At 55.8% G+C, this 18,692-nt stretch carries 19 protein-coding genes; 11 read left to right on the forward strand and 8 right to left on the reverse strand.

All coding sequences use genetic code 11. The annotated features are described in order from the left end of the window. Nucleotides 1–15: 15 nt before the first annotated feature. Together gmk and CU041_RS16275 are read right to left on the reverse strand one after the other, a co-directional pair. On the reverse strand, nucleotides 16–648 hold the full coding sequence (gene gmk, locus CU041_RS16270; RefSeq protein ID WP_068518603.1) for a guanylate kinase: 633 nt from the start codon (nucleotides 646–648) through the stop codon (nucleotides 16–18). A 22-nt stretch (nucleotides 649–670) separates the two neighbouring features. Continuing rightward, nucleotides 671–1,555, reverse strand: coding sequence for a YicC/YloC family endoribonuclease (locus CU041_RS16275; protein ID WP_101247706.1), 885 nt, complete (start codon nucleotides 1,553–1,555; stop codon nucleotides 671–673). Between the two features lie 195 nt (nucleotides 1,556–1,750). On the opposite strand from CU041_RS16275, the gene CU041_RS16280 reads away from it, so the two are divergent. Then, entirely contained in the window at nucleotides 1,751–2,545 is a 795-nt protein-coding gene (locus tag CU041_RS16280) for an SDR family NAD(P)-dependent oxidoreductase (RefSeq protein ID WP_101247707.1), read from the forward strand. Between the two features lie 92 nt (nucleotides 2,546–2,637). Here CU041_RS16280 and mltG read toward each other — a convergent pair whose 3' ends face one another. From mltG to CU041_RS16310, 6 genes are all read right to left on the reverse strand, one after another. Beyond that, complete coding sequence (gene mltG / locus CU041_RS16285) at nucleotides 2,638–3,612, reverse strand: endolytic transglycosylase MltG (protein WP_101247708.1); 975 nt, start codon at nucleotides 3,610–3,612, stop codon at nucleotides 2,638–2,640. A gap of 21 nt (nucleotides 3,613–3,633) precedes the next feature. Continuing rightward, nucleotides 3,634–4,896 carry a beta-ketoacyl-ACP synthase II gene (gene fabF / locus CU041_RS16290; protein ID WP_068518607.1) on the reverse strand — a complete coding sequence of 421 codons (1,263 nt, stop codon included), beginning with the start codon at nucleotides 4,894–4,896 and terminating at the stop codon, nucleotides 3,634–3,636. A gap of 87 nt (nucleotides 4,897–4,983) precedes the next feature. Next, nucleotides 4,984–5,220: an acyl carrier protein gene (locus CU041_RS16295; protein WP_007090351.1), complete on the reverse strand. Its 237-nt coding sequence runs from the start codon at nucleotides 5,218–5,220 to the stop codon at nucleotides 4,984–4,986. Nucleotides 5,221–5,390: 170 nt separating this feature from the next. After that, nucleotides 5,391–6,131, reverse strand: coding sequence for a 3-oxoacyl-[acyl-carrier-protein] reductase (fabG, locus tag CU041_RS16300; RefSeq protein WP_101247709.1), 741 nt, complete (start codon nucleotides 6,129–6,131; stop codon nucleotides 5,391–5,393). A 43-nt stretch (nucleotides 6,132–6,174) separates the two neighbouring features. Continuing rightward, nucleotides 6,175–7,116, reverse strand: coding sequence for an ACP S-malonyltransferase (fabD, locus tag CU041_RS16305; protein ID WP_068518609.1), 942 nt, complete (start codon nucleotides 7,114–7,116; stop codon nucleotides 6,175–6,177). 266 nt (nucleotides 7,117–7,382) lie between these two features. After that, nucleotides 7,383–9,176: a chloride channel protein gene (locus CU041_RS16310; RefSeq protein ID WP_101247710.1), complete on the reverse strand. Its 1,794-nt coding sequence runs from the start codon at nucleotides 9,174–9,176 to the stop codon at nucleotides 7,383–7,385. Nucleotides 9,177–9,619: 443 nt separating this feature from the next. Here CU041_RS16310 and rpsF point away from each other — a divergent pair, with 443 nt between their 5' ends. The 10 genes from rpsF to CU041_RS16360 all read left to right on the forward strand — a co-directional run bounded on the left by rpsF (nucleotide 9,620) and on the right by CU041_RS16360 (nucleotide 18,647). Next, nucleotides 9,620–9,997 carry a 30S ribosomal protein S6 gene (gene rpsF / locus CU041_RS16315; protein ID WP_068518611.1) on the forward strand — a complete coding sequence of 126 codons (378 nt, stop codon included), beginning with the start codon at nucleotides 9,620–9,622 and terminating at the stop codon, nucleotides 9,995–9,997. A 16-nt stretch (nucleotides 9,998–10,013) separates the two neighbouring features. Further along, entirely contained in the window at nucleotides 10,014–10,253 is a 240-nt protein-coding gene (gene rpsR / locus CU041_RS16320; RefSeq protein ID WP_197460813.1) for a 30S ribosomal protein S18, read from the forward strand. Between the two features lie 46 nt (nucleotides 10,254–10,299). Next, nucleotides 10,300–11,238, forward strand: a complete 939-nt coding sequence (locus tag CU041_RS16325; RefSeq protein ID WP_101247797.1) for a DUF2232 domain-containing protein — start codon at nucleotides 10,300–10,302, stop codon at nucleotides 11,236–11,238. Then, the gene (gene rplI, locus CU041_RS16330; RefSeq protein ID WP_068518612.1) at nucleotides 11,238–11,846 is read left to right on the forward strand and encodes a 50S ribosomal protein L9; all 609 of its coding nucleotides are present in this window, start codon (nucleotides 11,238–11,240) and stop codon (nucleotides 11,844–11,846) included. The genes CU041_RS16325 and rplI overlap by 1 nt, the downstream gene beginning before the upstream one ends. 219 nt (nucleotides 11,847–12,065) lie before the next feature. Beyond that, nucleotides 12,066–13,604 carry a replicative DNA helicase gene (locus CU041_RS16335; RefSeq protein ID WP_101247711.1) on the forward strand — a complete coding sequence of 513 codons (1,539 nt, stop codon included), beginning with the start codon at nucleotides 12,066–12,068 and terminating at the stop codon, nucleotides 13,602–13,604. 48 nt (nucleotides 13,605–13,652) lie between these two features. Continuing rightward, entirely contained in the window at nucleotides 13,653–14,774 is a 1,122-nt protein-coding gene (gene alr / locus CU041_RS16340; protein ID WP_101247712.1) for an alanine racemase, read from the forward strand. Nucleotides 14,775–14,846: 72 nt separating this feature from the next. Further along, nucleotides 14,847–15,620 carry an MlaE family ABC transporter permease gene (locus CU041_RS16345; RefSeq protein ID WP_101247713.1) on the forward strand — a complete coding sequence of 258 codons (774 nt, stop codon included), beginning with the start codon at nucleotides 14,847–14,849 and terminating at the stop codon, nucleotides 15,618–15,620. 15 nt (nucleotides 15,621–15,635) lie between these two features. Continuing rightward, complete coding sequence (locus tag CU041_RS16350) at nucleotides 15,636–16,412, forward strand: ABC transporter ATP-binding protein (RefSeq protein WP_101247714.1); 777 nt, start codon at nucleotides 15,636–15,638, stop codon at nucleotides 16,410–16,412. A gap of 65 nt (nucleotides 16,413–16,477) precedes the next feature. Continuing rightward, complete coding sequence (radA, locus tag CU041_RS16355; protein ID WP_068518617.1) at nucleotides 16,478–17,890, forward strand: DNA repair protein RadA; 1,413 nt, start codon at nucleotides 16,478–16,480, stop codon at nucleotides 17,888–17,890. Nucleotides 17,891–17,960: 70 nt separating this feature from the next. Beyond that, complete coding sequence (locus CU041_RS16360; RefSeq protein ID WP_068518618.1) at nucleotides 17,961–18,647, forward strand: CvpA family protein; 687 nt, start codon at nucleotides 17,961–17,963, stop codon at nucleotides 18,645–18,647. Nucleotides 18,648–18,692: the final 45 nt, after the last annotated feature.

Below are 18,692 nucleotides of genomic sequence, written 5' to 3' on the forward strand. Positions count from 1 at the left end.
TGCGATATCAGTCGATCAATCGGTCAAAAGCTTTTTGACGAAGCTTGGCAAGCCGGTTTGACGGCCGCGTTTGATCCGCTCGGCACCGATAATATGCTGCACATCGGCAAGACAACGTTCCAGATCATCATTGATCAGGACATAGTCGAATTCTTCCCAATGACTGATTTCTGCGCCCGCCTTGGCCATGCGCTTCATGATGACGTCGTCGGCATCCTGTCCGCGATCACGCAAACGGCGTTCAAGCTCGGCCGAAGACGGCGGAAGGATAAAGACCGAAACCACGTCTGCACCGCCCTTGTCACGCAGCTGGCGCGCACCTTGCCAGTCGATATCAAACAGTACGTCATGCCCGTCAGAAAGAGCCTTTTCGACCGGGGCCTTCGGAGTACCGTAATAATTGCCGAACACTTCCGCCCATTCCAGCAATTCATCATCAGCAATCATATGTTTGAAGGCATCAACCGACTTGAAGAAATAATGCTTTCCTTCCTCTTCGCCCGGACGGGCGTCGCGTGTGGTTGCAGATACCGAAAGCGAGATCCGGTCATCTTTTTCAAGCAGCTGACGGGTAATGGTTGTCTTGCCTGCACCGGATGGGGCACAGAAAACCAGCATCACACCACGACGGTTATGTGGATCGGTCATTTTGAATTCCTTCCCTGCCCGCTTATTCGACGTTCTGGACCTGCTCGCGGAGCTGATCAATGATCACTTTCAGCTCCATGCCGCAATTGGTCAGTTCGATATCATTGGCTTTTGAGCAAAGCGTATTGGCTTCGCGGTTGAATTCCTGACACAGGAAGTCAAGCTTGCGGCCAATAGAACCGCCTTTGGTCAGCATGTCACGTGCTGCCGAAATATGTGCTTTCAGACGATCGATCTCTTCGCGGATATCGGCCTTGGTCGCAAGCAGGGCTGCTTCCTGGTGCAGACGTTCGGGCTCGAACTTGCCGGCATCGAGCAATTCTTCAACCTGGCGCTTGAGACGTTCACGAATGGCGTCCCCCCGTGCAGCAGCACAGTTTTCCGCCCGCGTCACCGTGGCTTCGATATTATCGACATGTCCGCGCAGCATGGCATCAAGCTTTTCGCCTTCTTCCGCACGATGGGCTGCCATCTGATCAATTGCATCGGCAAGGCTTGAAAGCACAGCATCGTCGCGCGCATCGCGGGTTGCCTCGTCTTCCTGTGGTTCGATTGCCTCAAGAACACCTCGCACATTCATCAGATCGGCGATGGTTCCGGCCGACAGGCTGCTGGTATTGTCGAATTCTTCGGCGATGGCAATCAATTCGGCAAGAAGTTCACGGTTTACAGCATAGGATCCGCTGTCCGATGCCCGAACGACATTAAGGGTTACACCAATATTGCCGCGCTTGAAACGTTTGGACACCGCATCGCGCACCTTGGCTTCAAGCCGTTCAAACCCACCATTCAAACGGACACGCACATCAAGGCCCTTGCCATTGACGCTGCGCAGTTCCCAGGTCCAGCCGAAACCTTCCGCTGCACCGTCGGTGCGGGCAAAGCCGGTCATGCTTGATACGGTCATATTCCCATCCAGTATGATTTCATGTTTGCGCGTTTATAACGTTTGCCCTTTACCGCGCCAAGGGCCAAGGTTTCAAGGCACGTTGATAACTGCAATATGGGATCAAAATGCCCGTATTTCATAATGCTGCCCTATTGCTGCATCATGGTCCGCAAAATTCGACAAACTGTATTTCAGAACCGCATACGAGCAACCATGTCCTTTCAGTATCACGCCATTCTGATTACCGGTGCCAGTTCCGGCATTGGTGCCGCACTTGCCAGACAATTTGCCCGCACCGGCGTAACCCTGTTTATCAGCGGTCGGGATGAAACGCGCTTGCGGCTTGTTGAAAACGAATGTCGCGCAGCCGGGGCCAATGTTTATGCCGATGTTCTTGATGTCACCAATCGCGAAACCATGACCGCCTATGTCACGCATTGTGATGAACTGGCCCCGCTCAGCCTTGTCATCGCCAATGCCGGAATTTCTGCAGGGACCGGCGGTCTTGGCGAAAGCCCCGAACAAGTCAGAGACATCTTTGCCACCAATGTTGCCGGGGTTCTCAACACCATTGATCCGGCGATTGACGTCATGCGCGTTCGCGGACGCGGTCAGATCGCACTGGTCGCATCCCAGGCGTCCTGGCGCGGGTTGCCATCAGCCCCGGCCTATTGCGCCAGCAAAGCCGCAATCCGTGTCTATGGCGAAGGGTTACGCGGGGCACTTGCGCCAACCGGCATCAAGGTAAATGTCATTTGTCCGGGCTTTGTCAAAAGCCGCATCACCGATGCCAATGACTTTCCGATGCCGTTCTTCATGCAGGCCGACAAAGCCGCACGAAAGATCGCACGCGGGCTTGAACGAAACCGCGGGATGATTGCCTTCCCCTGGCAGATGAACATCATTATCGGCCTTCTGAAAATGACGCCGCAATGGCTGATGGACCTGGTGGCCAACCGTGTGCCGCGAAAGGCATCCGCACCAGATCAGAACGCTACCGGCGAATAACATCTGCCGCACCGAAACACAAAAGGCTGCCAATGATTTGGCAGCCTTTTCACTTATCCGTTACGTTTGACCTCTAGCGCAGGCACCTGCCCCTATTGGGCATCGCGGATACGCCGCCATTTCGCGACATTGCGATTATGTTCCTTAAGGGTATGGGCAAACGCATGGCCCCCGGTGCCATCGGCAACAAAGTAAAGTTCTTTTGTCTCTGCCGGATGCAGAACCGCATAAAACGCTTCGCGTCCGGGATTGGTGATCGGTGATGGCGGCAGTCCCCCGGTAACATAGGTGTTATAGGGGCTTTCAAACCGAAGATCCTGACGCGTCAGGGCACGTTCCAGACGTTTCTCGGGGCTGATGGCATAGGCAACCGTCGGATCGGACTGCAACCGCATATTAATGCGCAACCGATTGACAAACACCCCCGCAACCCGGGCGCGTTCGGCGGCTACCCCGGTTTCCCGTTCAACAATGGATGCAAGAACCAGTGCCTCTTCGACCGTATCAAAGGGCAAGTCGGGGTCACGCCCCGGCCACAGCTGTTCGACCATTTCGTCATGAGCTGCGCGCATGCGATCAAGGATGCTTTGTTTGGAATCCCCGTACGAGAACTGATAGGTCTCGGGCAGAAGGGTACCGTCGCTGGGAATGTCGGTGATTTCGCCGGTCAGGCCATCCACCAGATTGATACGTTCAACAATCTCGCCGGACCGAAGGCCTTCGGGAATGGTTACAAACCGTTTGACGGTTTCACCCGAAGCAAGGATTTCGGCCGCCTGACGCGGACTGACCCGTTCGGGGAAATGATATTCGCCAGCACGTAATGACCGGTCCAAACCGCTGACGCGTACCCCCGCCAGAAAGATCAGCGGTTCATCAACAATATGTTCGCGACGGAAAATTTCGGCGATACCGCGCACACCGGTCCCCTGCGGGATAATGATGTCGCGGCCTTGTGCCAGTTTGCTTGGCGATGTGTATTGCACATAAACATACACCGCCGCCCCACCAATGGTGAGCGCGGCGGTGATGATAAGCAAGCCAAGTAAAAGCAGAAAACGCTTCAAGGGAAAACTCCCGAGGCTCGGCTATTTAAACGCCTTGAAAACCAGCGAGGCATTGGTGCCACCAAAGCCGAACGAGTTCGACAGGGCAACATTGACCTTGCGCTGTTTGGCTTCAAGCGGAACCAGATCGATCCCCTTGCAGGCTTCGGACGGATTACGCAGGTTCAGGGTCGGCGGAACGACGCCTTCATGGATCGCAAGGATCGAGAACACTGCTTCAATCGCACCCGCAGCCCCCAGAAGGTGGCCGGTTGCCGATTTGGTCGAAGACATGGACAGCTTGGTTGCGTGATCACCAAACAGGCGCTTGACCGCACCCAGTTCGATTTCATCGCCCAGCGGAGTCGACGTACCATGTGCGTTGACATAGTCGACGTCTTCCGGGTTCACACCAGCGTTGCGAAGCGCATTACGCATGGAGCGGAAACCACCATTGCCGTCTTCTGCCGGTGCGGTGATGTGATATGCATCGCCGGACATGCCATAGCCGCCAACTTCTGCATAAATCTTCGCACCACGTGCTTTGGCATGTTCGTATTCTTCAAGAACGACACAGCCTGCACCTTCGCCCATAACAAAACCGTCACGGCCTTCATCCCACGGACGGGATGCTTCGGTCGGGGTGTCGTTGTAACCGGTCGAAAGTGCACGGGCAGCAGCAAAGCCAGCCATACCAAGACGGCAAACAGCAGCTTCTGCACCACCGGCCACCATGACGTCGGCATCACCAAGCATGATCATGCGCGATGCATCGCCAATGGCGTGCGCACCGGTCGAACATGCGGTCACGACAGCATGGTTCGGGCCTTTAAGACCGTGTTTGATCGAAACCTGACCAGAAACCAGGTTGATCAGGCAGGACGGAATGAAGAACGGACTGACACGGCGGGTCTTGCCGTTATTCACAAGATCCGAAGCATCCGCAATTTTCGGCAGACCACCGATACCTGACCCAATCAGAACGCCGGTGGCTTCCTGATCTTCGTCGGTTTCCGGTTTCCAGCCCGAGTCAGCGAGTGCCTGATCTGCTGCGGCAATACCATAGACGATGAAATCGTCCATTTTCTTCATGTCTTTGATCGAGACATGATCTTCCGCGTTGAACAGTCCTTCACCCTCACCGCGCGGCACGAGGCCTGCGATTTTGGCAGGGATATCGGACACATCGAAAGTATCGATGCCCTTGATGCCGGATTGGCTGTTCAGCAGTTTCTGCCAAGTGATCTGAGCACCGCTAGCAAGCGGCGTTACAGCACCAAGTCCGGTAACAACTACGCGTCTCATCCCGCATTACGCCTTTATTTTATGAATCCAGCAAAGACGAAAAGGGCGCCTGAGGATGCCCTCCGGCGCCCATGTCTCACGGCAAGATTAGCCGTTCGCCTTTTCGATGAAGTCGATCGCGTCTTTGACGGTCAGAATCTTTTCAGCCGCGTCGTCCGGAATCTCGCAACCGAATTCTTCTTCAAACGCCATAACCAGCTCGACGGTGTCCAGGCTATCTGCGCCAAGATCGTCGATGAAGCTTGCGTTTTCAGTGACCTTGTCTTCTTCAACACCGAGGTGCTCGACAACGATCTTCTTCACGCGATCTGCGACATCACTCATAGCTCAAATCCTTCAATAGGTTTTCTGTCAGTTAGTGTTCACGTGGTGCCCGTTTACTCCCCCTATTGAAGGACCTCCCGGGAACCGGAAACCGACAACATACAATTGCCGATTTCAATATTTGGTATAGCGGCCCCTTTTAAACAGAAAAGAAGGCAACCCGCAACGGGTTAAATCATCGCCATTCCGCCGTTCACATGCAAGGTCTGTCCCGTGACATAAGCTGCTTCGTCACTTGCGAGATACAGAACCGCTGCTGCGATCTCTTTGCTGTCGCCCATGCGACCTGCCGGAATACCACCCAAAAGCTTCTCTTTCTGGGCGTCTCCGAGTTCTTCGGTCATTGCCGTGGTAATGAAACCAGGCGCAACACAGTTTACCGTGATCCCGCGCGCGGCAACTTCCTGTGCCAGCGACTTGGACCAGCCGATCATGCCGGCCTTGGCAGCGGCATAGTTGGTCTGCCCCGGGTTACCGGTAACACCAACAATCGAGGTGATGTTGATGATACGGCCGTGACGGCGTTTCATCATGCCGCGCAGCGAATTGCGCGCAAGCTTGAAAGCAGACGTCAGGTTGACATCCAGAACCGCCTGCCAGTCTTCGTCTTTCAGACGCATGGCAAGCTGGTCGCGCGTGATGCCCGCATTGTTGACCAGAATATCAAGCTGACCACCAAGGGCCTCTTCGGCATTCTTGATCAGACCATCAACAGATGCGGAATCCGAAAGGTTCGCCGGAACCACAACAGCATTGTCGCCGATCTCAGATGCGACTGCTTCGAGGCGTTCCTGACGGGTGCCCGACAAGGCAACTTTTGCACCGGCAGCTGCCAGAACCTTGGCGATTTCACCACCGATACCGCCGGTCGCACCGGTTACCAGTGCTGTTTTGCCTGCAAGATCAAACATTAACTTTCTTTCCCTTTTGGGTTCGTCTTTTCCCGGAACGCGATCAAAGCGCGCCGAGGAATGCTTCGATATCTGCCGGACCATTGACGGCAGTGCCGCTCAGATCACGATCAATACGACGGACCATGCCAGTCAGAACCTTGCCTGCGCCGATCTCGACCAGCTCGGTAATGCCCTGTTCTTTCATGTAAAGAACCGACTCACGCCAACGCACTGTGCCGCAAACCTGCTCCACAAGGAGTTTACGAATGGTTTCCGGATTGTCAGTTTTTTCTGCTGTGACGTTTGCAACAACCGGTTTTGCCGGTGCATTCATCGCCACAGTTCCAAGCGCCTCGGCCATACGATCCGCGGCCGGCTGCATCAGCGGGCAATGGAACGGTGCGGAAACCGGCAGCAGGACGGCGCGTTTTGCACCCTTTTCCTTGGCGATTTCAATAGCGCGTTCAACCGCGGCCTTGTGGCCCGACACAACGACCTGACCATTTGCATTGTCGTTTGCCGCCGTGCAGACATCACCCTGTGCGGCTTCTTCGGCAACGGCAACAGCATCAGCATAATCAAGGCCCAGAAGGGCCGCCATCGCACCAACACCGACCGGCACGGCAGCCTGCATGGCCTGGCCACGGATTTTCAGAAGACGGGCCGCATCCGCAATGGCAAAGGTGCCAGCAGCAGCAAGGGCGGAATATTCACCAAGCGAATGACCGGCAACCAGATCGCACTTGTCGGTCAGCGTAAAACCGCCTTCCTTTTCAAGAACACGGGTAACGGCAAGGCTGACAGCCATCAGGGCCGGCTGCGCGTTCTCCGTCAGGGTCAGTTCGTTTTCCGGCCCTTCGAACATCAATGCGCTGAGCTTCTGTGAAAGCGCGTCATCAACTTCCTGGAAAACTTCGCGGGCAACCGGAAATGCATCTGCCAGTTCCTTGCCCATACCTACCGCTTGCGACCCCTGACCGGGGAAAACGAGTGCGCGTGTCATTATCTCAAATATACCTTTGTAAGCTTATGCGAAGGCTGCGCCGTATGTCGGCCCCTCAAAATCGAGCCACCCTTGATAGCGTGCCCGCCTCCACTGTCAAGAACAGATACGTTTTTTTACTCATCGCGTGCGAACCTCGCCAACAAGGTGGCACGGAAATTCATGATTTCAAGTCAAAAGGCAGCAACCATGTATGACATGTTTGCTGCCTTTCTTGAAGGATTGCCTATCATGCATTGCACAATCGCAACTGCGACCGCCAGGGCCTAGCCGATATAGTGCTGCATGCTCGACACCACGCTATCGGCGATGTGGGATTTCGTGATCACGCCGCAAACATCATCCTGGCGGGGCACGCCACGACATGGTTTGACCACAACAGCGGCCCGGGCCTTGCGGCGTTCCATGCGCTTGATGACGTCATACATGTTCATGTCATCGACCACGACAACAAAGTCCTCGCCGATCAGCTCCTTGAGCGCCTTGTTGCCCTTGTCACCGGCCACCGAAAACAGCGTGGTCACATCCGGGATCACACCGGCGATCCGGTCTCCTTCGATGACAATCATCGGGTTGGGTTCCGGCGACGGACCGACCTTGTCGATAACTTCCGAAACCCGAAGTGCGGCATCGGCATAAAGCTGTTTGGTGGTCATCACCTCGCGCACCGGATGGACCATGAACATGTTGCTGTGGCGTTCCTTGGGGATATGACGTCCGCGCAGCACCAGTTTCGACGTATAGATCGTCTCGCTGATGATCATGCGACGGAAACCGAGCGCGATCGCCACCGCCACAATCAGCGGCACTATTATATTATAGTCACGCGTCATCTCGAAAATCATGATGATCGCCGTCATCGCCGCACCGGTCCCCGCGGCGACAACACCGCCCATGCCAACCAGGGCAAACTCGACCGGGGTAATCCCCGCATCGGGGAAAATCATGTTACCGACAACACCGCACGCCGCACCAAGGGTCGCGCCGACAAACAGGGACGGCGAAAACACCCCGCCCGATGCACCGGAACCGATACTAACCGATGTCGCGTACAGCTTGGCAAAGAACAGAACCACCAGCAGCGGCAAGGATGTCATTGTCCCGCGCAGGATATGCTGGATCGTGCCATAGCCGACACCGTCGATATAATAGTTGCCGCCCGTCAGCAGCAGCACATACATCAGAATGCCGACCGACAGCATCCCGACCGCATGACGGGTATAGTCATTGCCCGGCATCTTTTTAAAGAACGCCCCGGTAATCAGCATCGAACGGATCAGCATCCAGGCGGCAATGCCGCACAAGACACCAAGAATGACATAGACAACAAGTGCCTGAAGATCGATTGCCGAAACTTGCGGAACGGCGGCAAGCGGCACCTCAAAGGCCGGCGCCAACCCGAACGATATCCGCCCGATATAGGTCGCAGCCCCGGTTGCAATCACCACCGGAAGGAAGGTCCGCGTCGAAACTTCGGGCATCATCAGTTCAATCGCAAACAGCACCGCCCCAAGTGGCGTGTTGAAGGTTGCGGCAATCCCGGCCCCGGCCCCGGCAGCAAGAAGAGTGATGCGCTGCCCGGTCTGAAGCTTGAACATCTGCGCGATACTTGATCCAAGCGCCGAGCCGACCTGAATGATCGGACCTTCGCGACCGACAGACGCCCCGGTCCCGATAGACAGCGAAGATGCAACCGACTTGACCAACGCCACCGTCGGGCGAATACGGCCCTGTTCGAAATAAATGGCGTTCATCACCTCGGGCACACCGTGGCCTTTGGCCTCGGGCGCGAAGTTATTCACAAGAAACACAACCAGCATACCGCCAAGAACCGGCACCAGAATGACCAACGGGCCCCAGTTGCTCGGCTCGGTCAGAAGGTTCGCGTCGTAATCGATCGAAAAGACACCGAAAAAGGCGATGTTATGGATCAGTGCGACCAGTGCGCGAAAGGCAACAGCACCATATCCGGTGACAATTCCGACGCACAGCGCCAGCAAACATAAATTGAGCAACGATGCACGGCGTGAAGACGCCGCATCAATAGAAGGTTCTACCATCACTAACCACAAGTCTTGAGACAAGGTTCACGAACCGGCATTCAAGGAGTGCATCACGCGCACCCAACAGATCGACCACCCCTGTGGTTGAACAGAAATGACCAACAGGTCGCGCGGGTTACCGGCCCGACATATGTCAAAAGGCCTACTCTCTTGAACTTTTTGTTTCAAGTGTGAACCAGTTCACGCATATCGGCCCTCAGGAAAGCGCAACACTGGCGCAACACCCCCGAACGGGTCCGGGCCAAGACAAATCAACGCGCCGCACCGATTTCGGCCCCCATACGCCCGACTGTGGAAAACTTGCATTTGGCGTTGCACTAATGGGCGAAAAGTGTATATTCCGCCGTCTCACGGCTCCTTGCCGGGATTGCCCGGCTATGCCTGCATGACATGAGGTCATGTCAGGAAGAGATAAGCCACAAGGAGTGATTAGGAGTATTATGAGCAAGTACGAAAGCGTGTTTATCGCACGTCAGGACTTCTCGACTGCACAGGTCGAAAGCCTGAACGAAAAGCTGACCCAGACCATCGAAGGTCTCGGTGGCAAGATCGCTAAAACCGAATATTGGGGTCTGCGTTCCCTGGCATACCGTGTCAAAAAGAACCGCAAAGGCCACTATACTCTCTTCCAGATCGAAGCTGAAAAAGATGTGATCGCGGAATATGAGCGTCAGATGCGCCTGAACGAAGACGTTCTGCGTCAGATGACTGTCAAGGTTGACGAGTTCGAAGAAGAACAGTCTGCCATTCTGCGTAACCGCGACGAGCGCGGCGGTCGTGGCGGTAATCGCCGTGGCGGTCCCCGTCAGCACGGCTAACAGATAGCGAGGAGATATAATCATGGCTGGACGTCGTCTGTTTTTCCGTCGTCGCAAAACCTGCCCGTTCTCGGGTGATGATGCGCCGAAGATCGACTACAAAGATGTCAAACTGCTGCAGCGTTTCGTTTCCGAACGCGGCAAAATCGTTCCGAGCCGTATCACTGCGGTTTCGGCCAAGAAGCAGCGCGAACTGGCAAAAGCCATCAAACGTGCACGCTTCCTGGCGCTGCTGCCTTACGCAGACCAGGTCTGAGGCAGTCGGCAAGAGACCCTTTTGCGGTCTCGGCCGGGAGTAAATGATGCAACGTGATACCCTCATAGCAATTGGTTCAGGACTTGGCAGTGCCGTTCTGTTCCTGTTGGTCCTATCAGGAAATCCGCTTGCTCTTTTGCTCTCATATTTCGGGCATTTGCCTTTGTTCCTGACGGGACTTTGGCAGGGACCCAAACGCCTGCTGGTTGCGGCAATTGCCGCATGCAGTGCCCTTGTTCTTTTTGGGGGACTGCTGCCTTTCACGGTCTTTGTGATCGTGTTTGCCGGACCGGCGATGTTGTTGACCCGCATGGCGCTGGTCATCCGGAAAGATGAAAATGGCAATCTTGCCTTTCTGCCGTCCGGAATTGTCGTCAGTGCCATGGCCGTCATGGTCGCAACGGTAATGATCTTCATTACCGGGACCCTGTCGGCGGAAGGTCTGGACATTCAGGATCTTATCGCAAGGTTCCTGAGCCAGATGTACTCGGAAATGGGTGTCCCTATGACATCCGATGTTCAGGGTCTGATTGGCATGTTCCAGGTTTACTTCCCGGCGATTGCTGCGGTGAGCTGGCTTTTGATGCTGATCGCCAATGCTGCAATCGCACAGGCAATTCTGGTGCGCGCAGGCAAAAACCTGCGTCCGACACCGAAAATGGCGTCTTTCGCCTTGCCTGGCTGGTCACTGTTTGCGTTCGCCCTGGCCGGGTTTACGGTCGGCTTTGCCGATGGATCCCTGGCCTATGTGGCGCGAAACGTCGCGGTGGTGCTGGCAGTGCCGTTCCTGTTTCAGGGATTGGCGCTGGTGCATGGGCAGGCAGCCCGATGGCCGCAAAAACGTATGATACTGACGGTGTTTTACATCGTCGCGGTTCTGTCCAGCTGGTCGTTTATTGCGATCACCGGACTTGGAATTGTTGAGCATTTAATCAGGCTGCGGGGGAAAGAACCGATGACCCGTAGCAATGAGGAGGATCGGTGATGGAAGTTATTCTGCTCCAGCGGGTAGAAAAACTCGGTCAGATGGGTGACGTAGTCTCCGTCAAGCCGGGCCACGCCCGCAACCGCTTGCTGCCGCAGGGCATGGCCCTTCGTGCAACCAAAGCAAACCTTTCTGTGTTCGAAGCACAGAAAGCACAGCTCGAAGCTGACAACCTGGAACGCCGCAAAGAAGCCGAAGCGGTTGCCGAGAAGATGGGTGAACTTGCTGTTACCCTCGTTCGTCAGGCATCCGACGTCGGTCAGCTTTACGGTTCGGTTACCGCACGCGACATCGCGACCGCAGTTACCGAAGCTGGTTTCACTGTTGCCCGTACCCAGGTCGTTCTTGATCAGCCGATCAAGACCCTTGGTCTGCACCAGGTCAAAATCAACCTGCACCCGGAAGTTGCTATCGAAGTAACCGCCAACGTTGCACGTTCCGAAGAAGATGCAGAAGAGCAGCTCCGTAAAGGCGCCGCTGTTCTTGGCACCATTGAGGAAGCAGAAGCAGAAGAAGCTCTGGAAGCTGCAGAAGAACTCTTCGAAGAAGAAGTTCCGGCTGAGCTTGCTGACGAAGCTGCTGAAGGCGAAGAAGAAACCAACGCTTAATTGCGGGTTTTCTTCCAAGACCATTCGGGAAACGGCATGTCCGCAAGGACGTGCCGTTTTCTTTTGGTCCCCTTATGCCCCGACAGCGCCCGGACCGGATTTTAACCGCACTTTCAAAAACCTGTCGGATGTGCGACCTCTGCGCTTGCGGAATACCGGCTATGAGTTATACCGATTAACTCTTTGCGACCAACCGGATGACTGATACCTTTTCCGCCCATGACAGATCCCAATCTTGATGCCCTTTTTGCTCCTCTGGATATGAACCACGGCGAAGACGCCGATATGGTGCTCGAACGTATGGCTCCCCATAACTTCGAGGCAGAGGCCGCCCTTCTTGGCGCAATCCTGAACAACAACGCCGCCTATGAGCGCGTGTCGGATATCCTGCGCCCGGAACATTTCGCAGACGGGCGCCATGGCCGCATTTTCGAGGCCTGTGGCAAACTGATCGAACGTGGTCAGCTTGCCAACCCGGTTACGCTCAAGGCCTATTTCAAACAGGACGAAGAACTGGCAGAAATCGGCGGCGCGCAATATCTGGCCGAACTGTCAAACAACCTTGTTTCCGTGATCAATGCCGGGGATTACGGCAAACTGATCTATGACCTGTATCTGCGCCGCGAGCTGATCGAGCTTGGCGAAGATGTGGTCAACGAGGCCTATAAATACGAACTCGATACCGACGCCACCACCCAGATCGAAAAAGCCGAACAGAAACTGTTCTCGCTGGCGACTGCGGGGGCGGCGGAATCGGGCTTTGTTGCCTTCGGCCCGGCCCTTGCCAAGGCCTATGAGAATATCGATCACGCCTATAAGAACGCCGGGCGCGTTGTTGGTGTGACCACGGGCTTGCGCGACATTGACCGCAAGCTTGGCGGTTTGCACCCGTCCGACTTGCTGATCCTTGCCGGTCGTCCGTCGATGGGTAAAACCGCCCTTGCCATGAACGTGGCCTTCAACGCGGCGATTGCATCCCATCAGAACCGGCTGGCGGGCGAAGACACCCGCGATGAAACCCGTACCGGTGCGGTTGCCGTATTCTCCCTTGAGATGGCGGCAGAACAGCTTGCCGGTCGTCTGCTGTCGCAGGCAGCCGAAGTCTCGGGCGATAACATGCGCCGTGGTGACCTTAACGAACAGGATTTCGAACGGCTGCTTCTGGCGACCCAGGAACTCAACACCGTTCCGCTTTATATCGACGATACGCCGGCCCTGCCGGTATCGACACTTAGAACCCGTTGCCGCCGCCTGAAGCGTCAGCACGGCCTTGCCATGATCGTCGTCGATTACCTTCAGCTTCTGGCACCGCCGACCAACTTCCGCGGCGATGGCCGTGTGCAGGAGGTCTCGGAAATTACCCGTATGCTCAAGGCCATTGCCAAGGAGCTTGAAGTTCCGGTCCTGGCCCTCTCGCAGCTTTCGCGTGCGGTTGAACAGCGTGACGACAAACGCCCGCAGCTTTCTGACTTGCGTGAATCCGGCTCGATCGAGCAGGACGCCGACGTCGTGATGTTCATTTACCGCGAACAATATTATCTCGAACGTGCCGAACCGGCCCAGCGCCCGGAAGAAGCCACCGACAAGTTCGGTGAACGCTATGCGCAGTGGCAGGAACGTTTGAACCATGTTTACAACACCGCAGAGGTAATCGTTGCCAAGCAGCGTCACGGCCCGGTGGGCAACGTGCGCCTGTTCTTTGACGGGAACTACACCAAGTTTGGCGATCTTGATCACACTGAAGAAGAATATGAATAGGGTTTGGGCCAGCGCCCATCCGTAAACGGATTCCACGGGGTATTACGAATGACCGTTCTTCCCGCCGTCGGCCGTGCTGCCGAGTGCGCGGAACTGCAGATCAATTTGAAAGCAGTTGCCGACAACTATCAACGCCTGACCAAACGCTATACCGGGCGCACCTGTGGTGCCGTGGTAAAGGCGGATGCCTATGGTCTTGGCGCCAACACCATCGTTCCGGTCCTGAAAAAGCAGGGATGCCGATTGTTCTTCGTGGCACAGGCCAACGAAGCAGCCGAACTGTTCCCGGTTCTGCGCGGCGGCGGACGGATTGCCGTTCTGAACGGTGTGTTGCCCGGTGACGAAGAATTCTTCATCGAAAATGACGTGATCCCGGTGCTCAATGATCTCGAACAGATCGAACGCTGGTCCAATCTGTGCCGGGAATATGAACGCCCGGCCCCGGCATTCATCCATCTTGATACCGGCATGAGCCGCCTTGGCCTGACGCCGCTTGATGTCAGCCATCTTGTCGATCGTTATTCATCGCTTCTGTACGGGTTTGAAAAAGCCGGTTACATGACCCATCCGGTCGCCGCCGACGAGGCCGGAAACCCGATCACCAAGGAACAGTATGACCTGTTCATGAAATGGTATCGTCGCCTGCCCCCGGCACCGCGCGGTTTCTGCAATTCATCGGCGATCTTCCGTGACAACGAATATCACCTTGAATTCTGCCGTCCGGGCTTTGCACTTTGGGGCGGCAACCCGACGCCGGAAACCACCAACCCGATGCGCTCAGTGGTCACCCTTAAGGCCAAGGTCTTGCAGGTGCGTGACATTGATGAACCGCAAACCGTCGGTTACGGCGCATCCTGGCAGGCAAAACGCAAAACCAAAATCGCCACCATTGCTGTCGGCTATGCAGATGGCTGGCTGCGGTCGCTTTCGAATTCCGGCAAACTTCTGATCAAGGGGCATGCCGTTCCCTATGTCGGGCGGGTTTCGATGGATGCGATCACGGTTGATATCACCGACCTTCCGGGCAAGCCGCTTAAGGCTGGCGACATGGTATCGCTTCTTGATGACAAGATGACGGTTGACGATGTCGCATCTGCTGCTGGTACAATCGGTTATGAAGTTCTAACTTCGCTTGGACATCGCTATCGGCGGGTTTATACAGAAAGCTGATCCATAAAAACTGGCCGAACCACCGGACAATACAATCTTGGCGGGCCGATAACAGGGGACTTCGAAGTACAGATGCCGATCTTTGCGCCGGTTGGGCAGATCTTTTTGACCTTTTTGGCCCTTGTTGGTCGCGTGACGGTGTTTGCAGGTCGGACAATTGGCCATATGGTCACCCCGCCGATCTATTTTCGCCTGATCTTCAAACAGATGCGCGAAATCGGCTATTTCTCGTTGCCGGTTGTCGCCATGACCACCCTGTTTGCCGGGATGGTTCTTGCCCTGCAATCCTATTCGGGGTTCTCGCGCTTTTCAGCCGAAAGTGCCGTTGCCACCGTGGTTGTCATTTCCATGACCCGCGAACTGGGACCGGTTCTGGCCGGTCTTATGGTGGCGGGCCGTGTTGGTGCGGCGATTGCTGCTGAAATCGGTACCATGCGCGTTACCGAACAGATCGACGCATTGGTCACGCTTTCGACCAATCCGTTCAAATATCTGGTGGTTCCGCGCGTTGTCGCAGGTCTGGTTACCCTGCCCGTGCTTGTTCTGATCGGCGATATCATCGGCGTGCTTGGCGGATATCTGGTCGGGGTCAACAAGCTTGGCTTTAATGACGGATCCTATATCCGCAATACGTTCCAGTATCTTGAACAGCTTGATGTGATTTCCGGTCTGGTGAAGGCCGCCGTATTCGGCTTTATCATCACGCTGATGGGCTGTTATCACGGCTATCATTCGCGTGGCGGGGCACAGGGTGTCGGTCAGGCCACCACCAATGCGGTTGTTTCAAGCTCCATCCTGATCCTGATTTCGAACTATATCGTCACAGAACTGTTCTTTACGCGTTAAGGGCCGGACCGCATCATGAGCAATCCCGCCAAGATATCACTGCGTAATGTCCACAAGGCATTCGGCCCGAAAAAGGTTCTTCAGGGAGTCGATCTTGACGTTGCCCCGGGGGAATCGGTTGCCATTATCGGCGGATCGGGCACCGGAAAGTCGGTAACGCTGAAATGTGTTCTGGGCCTTCTGACCCCGGACCAGGGATCGATCACGGTCGATGGCATTGATATGACCGATGCCAGTCAGGCCGAACGCGATGCGATGCTTGCGAAAACCGGGATGCTGTTTCAGGGCGCTGCCCTTTTTGATTCCCTTTCGGTCTGGGAAAATGTTGCCTTTGGCCTGATCGAAGGCCGTGGCATGAAGCCGCGCGATGCGCGCGACGTTGCCATTGCCCGTCTCGAAGATGTCGGACTGGGATCGGACGTCGCCAATATGTCCCCGGCATCGCTTTCGGGCGGCATGCAAAAACGTGTCGGGCTGGCGCGTGCCATCGCGACAGAACCGGAAATCCTGTTCTTTGACGAACCCACGACCGGCATTGATCCGATCATGGGGGATGTGATCAATGATCTGATCGTCAAATGCACCCGCGAACTGGGCGCCAGTGCGATGACCATTACCCATGATATGGCAAGTGCGCGCAAAATTGCCGACCGGGTCGCGATGCTTTATCAGGGCAAGATCATCTGGGACGGCCCGGTTTCGGAAATCGACACTGCCGATAACCCCTATTTGCAACAATTCGTTGCCGGTGATATCGAAGGCCCGCTTGAACTTGATCTCAAGCATCTTTGATCCTGTCGCACGCGACAGCAATCGCCGTTACGGACATTTCTTTTCTTTGATCTGCGGAGCATTCTGTGGCCAAAACCCAAAGCCGTTTCATCTGTCAGAACTGTGGTGCGGAATACCGCAAATGGACCGGTCGTTGTGACGGATGCGGGGAATGGAACAGCATCGAAGAAGAACGCGTCGAAAGCGGCCCCAAGGCAGCAGGCGGCATTGCCGGCGGTGCCAAGGGCAAGACCATCGAATTCGTCGCCCTTGAAGGCGAAAGTGCCAGTCCCAAACGCATCATAAGCGGCATTGCCGAACTTGACCGCGCCTGTGGCGGGGGGCTTGTTCCGGGATCGGCCCTTTTGGTTGGCGGGGATCCGGGGATTGGCAAATCCACCATCCTGCTTCAGGCCGTCGGCGCGATGGCAGCCAAAAACAAATGCGCCTATATCTCGGGCGAGGAAGCGGTCGATCAGGTCCGCATGCGCGCAGCCCGTCTGGGACTTGAGAAATCCAAGGTCGATTTCGCTGCCGCCACCAGTCTGCGCGATATCATCACAACCCTTGAAGCCAGCAGCCATGACGTCGTGGTCATTGACTCGATCCAGACCATGTATGCCGACACCCTTGATAGTGCGCCTGGCACCGTGTCACAAGTTCGCGCCTGCGCGCTTGAACTGATCCGCCTTGCCAAGCGCAAGGGATTTGCGGTCCTTCTGGTGGGTCACGTCACCAAGGAAGGCCAGATCGCAGGCCCCCGTGTTCTTGAACATATGGTCGATACGGTTCTGTATTTCGAAGGCGAACGCGGCCATCAGTTCCGCATCCTGCGCGCGGTCAAAAACCGTTTTGGGGCGACCGATGAAATCGGTGTGTTTGAAATGGGTGATGCCGGCCTTGTCGAAGTGCCCAACCCGTCTGCGCTTTTCCTTGCCGACCGCGAAGCGCCGGTCAGTGGTACAGCGGTGTTTGCCGGGCTTGAAGGCACCCGCCCTATGCTGGTAGAAATCCAGGCCCTTGTCGCGCAATCGGCCCTTGCGACACCGCGTCGTGCGGTTGTTGGCTGGGATTCTGCACGCATGAACATGATCCTTGCCGTGCTGGATGCGCGGTGCGGCCTGCCGCTTAGTCAGTTTGACGTCTATCTGAACGTTGCCGGTGGTTTGCGGGTTGGTGAGCCGGCCGCTGACATGGCGGTTGCTGCCGCCCTGATTTCGGCTGTGGCCGATGCACCGGTTCCGGCCGAAACGGTTATTGTCGGGGAAATCGGGCTTTCGGGTGAAGTGCGCCCGGTCGGGCAACTCGAATCGCGATTGAAAGAAGCCACCAAACTTGGCTTTGGCAATGCCTATACCCCCAAGAACGGCACCCAGGGCAAGAAGAAGCTGTCGATCAAGGGCCTGAACCAGACTGAAATCGGTCATCTTCAGGATTTGGTAAACCTATTCGGCGACGATGTCCGCGACAAGGTGCGCCCGCGCGAAGGCATGTATTAAACGCACTTTGCGATATGTGACCTGATCCCGAACACACCCGGACCGACTGACTTACAAGGTTTACGAACTGATGGATTTCTCTGCCCTCCCCGATCTTGGCGCACGCGATGTGTTTGACCTGATTGTTGTCGGTATCCTGCTTGTGTCGGGGGTGTTTGCGTTTTTCCGTGGTTTCATCCACGAAATCCTGTCGATGATGGGATGGTTGGGTGCGGGTTTGTGCGCGCTTTATGGCTATCCAATTGCCCGGCCCTATGTCCGTGATCTGATCCCGTCTGAACTGATTGCCGATCTGGCGACCGGGGTTGGTCTTTTTCTGATTACGTTTCTGATTTTCTCGTTCCTGAGCGGCCGTATCGGACGGGCTGTTCAGAATTCCGGCCTTGATAGTCTTGATAGCACCCTTGGCTTTGTATTCGGTCTGTTGCGCGGCGCGTTGATCGTTTGTATCGGCTTTTTGGCCCTGTCCTGGCTGCTGCCCGCAGATTCGCAACCCGACTGGGTCCGCGATGCCCGGACCCGCCCGGTTCTGGAAGAAGGCGCGTTCCTTATTATGCGCATGGCTCCTGACGAAATTTTCGATACCACCGCCCAAGAGCTTGAGCGCGCACAGCGTCGGGCCGATGCAAACGAGCAAACCTATCGTCAACTTCTTGGTCCGGAACCAAAAGGGACTGGACCCGCGCCCCTAAACGGGTATACAAGGCCCTCGCGCGATGATTTGGATCGCCTGATCGAGGCGACCACTAACGAGTGAGGCGTGTGGGTTTCGTAAAATTACGTTGTCCGTGCGCCACCGGCG

It is taken from the genome of Thalassospira povalilytica (genome assembly GCF_002844235.1).
Taxonomy (GTDB): Bacteria; Pseudomonadota; Alphaproteobacteria; order Rhodospirillales; family Thalassospiraceae; genus Thalassospira; species Thalassospira povalilytica.

Excerpts from the sequence above, each read along its gene's own strand:
- CU041_RS16280 (WP_101247707.1), top strand. The coding sequence starts at position 1,751 with ATGTCCTTTCAGTATCACGCCATTCTGATTACCGGTGCCAGTTCCGGC.
- CU041_RS16335 (WP_101247711.1), top strand. The coding sequence starts at position 12,066 with ATGACAGATCCCAATCTTGATGCCCTTTTTGCTCCTCTGGATATGAAC.
- CU041_RS16310 (WP_101247710.1), bottom strand. The coding sequence starts at position 9,176 with ATGGTAGAACCTTCTATTGATGCGGCGTCTTCACGCCGTGCATCGTTG.
- rpsF (WP_068518611.1), top strand. The coding sequence starts at position 9,620 with ATGAGCAAGTACGAAAGCGTGTTTATCGCACGTCAGGACTTCTCGACT.
- CU041_RS16360 (WP_068518618.1), top strand. The coding sequence starts at position 17,961 with ATGGATTTCTCTGCCCTCCCCGATCTTGGCGCACGCGATGTGTTTGAC.
- CU041_RS16325 (WP_101247797.1), top strand. The coding sequence starts at position 10,300 with ATGCAACGTGATACCCTCATAGCAATTGGTTCAGGACTTGGCAGTGCC.
- rplI (WP_068518612.1), top strand. The coding sequence starts at position 11,238 with ATGGAAGTTATTCTGCTCCAGCGGGTAGAAAAACTCGGTCAGATGGGT.
- alr (WP_101247712.1), top strand. The coding sequence starts at position 13,653 with ATGACCGTTCTTCCCGCCGTCGGCCGTGCTGCCGAGTGCGCGGAACTG.
- CU041_RS16275 (WP_101247706.1), bottom strand. The coding sequence starts at position 1,555 with ATGACCGTATCAAGCATGACCGGCTTTGCCCGCACCGACGGTGCAGCG.
- fabF (WP_068518607.1), bottom strand. The coding sequence starts at position 4,896 with ATGAGACGCGTAGTTGTTACCGGACTTGGTGCTGTAACGCCGCTTGCT.
- CU041_RS16345 (WP_101247713.1), top strand. The coding sequence starts at position 14,847 with ATGCCGATCTTTGCGCCGGTTGGGCAGATCTTTTTGACCTTTTTGGCC.
- gmk (WP_068518603.1), bottom strand. The coding sequence starts at position 648 with ATGACCGATCCACATAACCGTCGTGGTGTGATGCTGGTTTTCTGTGCC.
- fabG (WP_101247709.1), bottom strand. The coding sequence starts at position 6,131 with ATGTTTGATCTTGCAGGCAAAACAGCACTGGTAACCGGTGCGACCGGC.
- CU041_RS16295 (WP_007090351.1), bottom strand. The coding sequence starts at position 5,220 with ATGAGTGATGTCGCAGATCGCGTGAAGAAGATCGTTGTCGAGCACCTC.
- fabD (WP_068518609.1), bottom strand. The coding sequence starts at position 7,116 with ATGACACGCGCACTCGTTTTCCCCGGTCAGGGGTCGCAAGCGGTAGGT.
- CU041_RS16350 (WP_101247714.1), top strand. The coding sequence starts at position 15,636 with ATGAGCAATCCCGCCAAGATATCACTGCGTAATGTCCACAAGGCATTC.